The 3,097-nt window shown below is 71.3% G+C and carries 3 protein-coding genes and 1 pseudogene; 3 read left to right on the top strand and 1 reads right to left on the bottom strand.

All coding sequences use genetic code 11. The features are described from left to right. Positions 1-348 precede the first annotated feature (348 nt). From FNQ90_RS17670 to FNQ90_RS17660, 3 genes are all read left to right on the top strand, one after another. A complete protein-coding gene (locus tag FNQ90_RS17670) occupies positions 349-1,119 on the top strand; it encodes a GOLPH3/VPS74 family protein (RefSeq protein ID WP_143622238.1) in 771 nt (256 codons plus the stop codon). A gap of 398 nt (positions 1,120-1,517) precedes the next feature. After that, on the top strand, positions 1,518-2,387 hold the full coding sequence (locus tag FNQ90_RS17665) for a helix-turn-helix domain-containing protein (RefSeq protein WP_182607271.1): 870 nt from the start codon (positions 1,518-1,520) through the stop codon (positions 2,385-2,387). 240 nt (positions 2,388-2,627) lie between these two features. Continuing rightward, on the top strand, positions 2,628-2,894 hold the full coding sequence (locus tag FNQ90_RS17660; RefSeq protein ID WP_182607270.1) for a DUF397 domain-containing protein: 267 nt from the start codon (positions 2,628-2,630) through the stop codon (positions 2,892-2,894). An 81-nt stretch (positions 2,895-2,975) separates the two neighbouring features. Here FNQ90_RS17660 and FNQ90_RS17655 read toward each other — a convergent pair. After that, positions 2,976-3,097 (bottom strand): annotated as a pseudogene (locus FNQ90_RS17655) (ADP-ribosylglycohydrolase family protein); the annotation flags it as partial.

Below are 3,097 nucleotides of genomic sequence, written 5' to 3'. Positions count from 1 at the left end.
CCCGCGCCCCCCGATTCTCCCGCCCCGGGGGGAACCGTCCCGGTGGTCGCGGGCGTCCTCGTGTGCGCCCGACCCTGCTCCCGCTCGTTCTCCGGGATCTCCGGGGACTGACCCGCCACCCGCGCCTCCTCGCTCTCGTGCACCGGTCGCCGACCGGATCACTGCCGCTATCAGTGTGCCGCTTCCTGTGCACCGTGGCGCACAGCCTCCCCCATGGCGGAAAGTCGCGGTCTACCCGCATGGACGACAACGACATATCCGCGAGTTGCATCACAAATCGACCACGCACCCTCGACAGAACATTGTGAGAGGGGTCACCCTGTCTTTCATCCACGCGGGGAGGCATGGATGAGCAGGAGTCGTAGAAGCATTCCGGAGGAGTTGCTGCTGCTCGCTCTGGACCCGACAACGGGTACCACAGCACAGCCGCAGTCACTCGACCTCGGCCTGGCCGGGGCCCAGCTCGTCGAGCTGGCTCTCGCGGGGCGCATCGCCCCGAACGGAGACCGTATAGCCGTGGTACTCGCACGGCCCACCGGTGATCCGACCCTGGACACCGCCCTGGAGTTGCTGCGCAGACGCGGCGCTCCGGTGCGGGCGGTCCACTGGGTCGGGGGTCCCCGGCTGGGCCTGCGGCAGACCTACCTGTCCCATCTGGAACGCTGCGGCATGGTGCACGCGGTGGAGAACCAGATGTGCGGGGTGCTGCCGACAACGCGGTACCAGGCGACCGACACGGAGGTGAGTCGGGAAATCAAGGCCCGCCTCGACGGTGCCATCCGCACCGGGACCCCACCGGACGCCAGAACGGCCGCCCTGGCCGCGCTGGCGCACGCGGTGGGGTTGGGCAAACACCTGTATCCGGGTAACGAGGGACGGTCGTCCCGCTCCCGGTTGCGGGACCTGATCCGCCACGACCCGATGGGCGGGCTCGTCGCCCACGCCGTCATGGACGTCCAGAACGGCGCCGCGGGTCAGGCGCGTCGGGCCGCACCGGCGGTGCGCGGGCGGCGACCGGCCGCGCCGGCGGCCCCACGGGGCGGTCAGCAGGTGCCGGACCAGGCCCGTCGGAGGGAGTCGGTCAGGGTGACCGCCCGGCCGTCCCTCTCACCGCATTAGCTCCGGTCGGTGACCGGCCCGGGCGTCCCGATGGCGCCCGGGCCGGTCCGACCGGTGCCGTGATCCCACCGGGAGCCGCCGGTACGGGGTGCGGGGTCGGTCGTCCATCACCGGAAGTCGAGCGGTGGTGGCGACCGTCCCGCGCCCCGTACCCGTTTCCGGGCACCCGCCCGGGAGTGGTCGTACACCCGTTCGGGAGCGGAGGGGCGCCCGGGCCCTTCCCCCCGCCCCGGCGGCCTCCGCGCGCCGCCCGGGACCCACCGGCCCCGGCCGTGACCGACCGCATCGGATCGCCCGCTTGCGGTCCGTGCGCCGCTGTTGACATCCTCCACCCCACACACGTCTGTAAGTGACAGGCTACCGAGCGGTGTTGGCGGCTCAACGGAGGTGCAGTCCCGGTGACGGGAACGATCAATCCCACGGTGCGGCGGCGCAGGCTCGGACAGGAGCTGCGCAGACTCCGCGAGGACCGGGGCATGACGGCCGAGGAGGTCGCCGAGCGCCTGCTGGTCTCCCAGTCCAAGATCAGCCGGTTGGAGAACGGCCGGCGCAGCATCAGCCCGCGCGACGTGCGGGACCTGTGCGGTGTCTACGAGGTGCAGGACGGGAAGCTCGTCGAGTCGTTGATGCAGATGGCCCGTGAGTCGCGCCAGCAGGGCTGGTGGCACGCCTTCGGCGAGTTGTCCCCCGGCTACAGCGTCTACATAGGGCTGGAGATGGACGCCGCCTCCCTGCGGATCTTCGAACCGCAGGTGGTGCCCGGACTGCTGCAGACCCCGGAGTACGCGGAGGCGGTGATCTCGGGGGCGCTGCCGGAGGTCGGGGCCGAGGACGTCTCCCGCCGGGTGCAGGTCCGGCTGCGGCGACAGGAGCGGGTGCACGACGCCTCCCGTCCCCTGCGACTGTGGGCGGTGGTGGACGAGTCGGTGCTGCGCCGCGAGGTGGGTGGACGGGCGGTCATGGCCGAACAGCTCAAGCACCTGGTGGACGTCTCCCGCCGGCCCAACGTGACCCTGCAGGTGCTGCCGTTCTCCGCCGGGGCGCACCCCGGCGTGAACGGACAGTTCGCGATCATGGAATTCCCGGATGCCACGGATTCCACGGTGGTGTATCTGGAAGGAGTGACCAGCGACCTGTACCTGGAGAAACCGAATGACGTGCAGAACTACGGCGTGATGTACGAGCACCTGCGCGCCCAGGCGCTCAGTCCGGAGGCCACCCGGGAATTCATCCAGCGGATCGCCGGGGAGGGACCGGGGGCGGCCTGAGGCGGGCGGGCGCCCCGGATCGGGAACGGTGGATCGACATCCGACCGGATGATCGATTTCGATGGTTCACGGACGGTCGGCCGAACCCTATACGCTCCCGGGGACGTTCCGCAGGCATATGCCGAATCTGCCATTCATTCGTGCGCAACATTTGCTCGAATCCCCCCGGGGCCCATTACCTTCCCTGCGGGGCTCCGCAGCAAGGCGGGCGCCGAAGCATGGAAAGGGCCGCAATACCTCATGGCGATTCAGCAGGGTCAGCAGGGTCAGCAGGACCGACGGGACCGGCAGTCCCCGACCCACCGGTGGATCAAGTCCTCCCACTCGGGGGGCAACGGCGCGTGCGTCGAAGTGCTCTCCCCCGCCCCCCGGGCCCTCCTGGTCCGGGACTCCAAGGCGCCCGCCGGCCCGCGCCTGGCGTTCTCCGCCGACTCCTGGACGGCGTTCGTCGGTTCGGTGCCCGGCGAGGCCGATGGCCGGGGCCCGGGCCCCGTACTCCACGGCTGATCCCCGCGGTCCCGGGGACCGACCGGCACCGGTGACGACCCACCGGGCCGGCCACCGGGACCGCCGCCGGGACCGCCGGACTCAACCGACCGGGTAGCGGGTCGCCCAGACACCTCCGACGTCCCCCGGCCGGTGCAGCGCGGGGCCCTGGGTCATCTCCATGGCGAAGTCGTCCGCCAGTTCCAGGATGGTGGCCCGGCCCT

The organism is Streptomyces alkaliphilus (genome assembly GCF_014141535.1).
GTDB lineage: Bacteria > Actinomycetota > Actinomycetes > Streptomycetales > Streptomycetaceae > Streptomyces > Streptomyces alkaliphilus.
The sequence above is the reverse complement of the archived record's forward strand: the minus strand, read 5'-3'. Positions and strand labels throughout refer to the sequence as shown.

What these genes read in the sequence shown, in the direction of transcription:
- FNQ90_RS17660 (WP_182607270.1), top strand. Translation starts at nt 2,628, where the DNA reads ATGGCGATTCAGCAGGGTCAGCAGGGTCAGCAGGACCGACGGGACCGG.
- FNQ90_RS17670 (WP_143622238.1), top strand. Translation starts at nt 349, where the DNA reads ATGAGCAGGAGTCGTAGAAGCATTCCGGAGGAGTTGCTGCTGCTCGCT.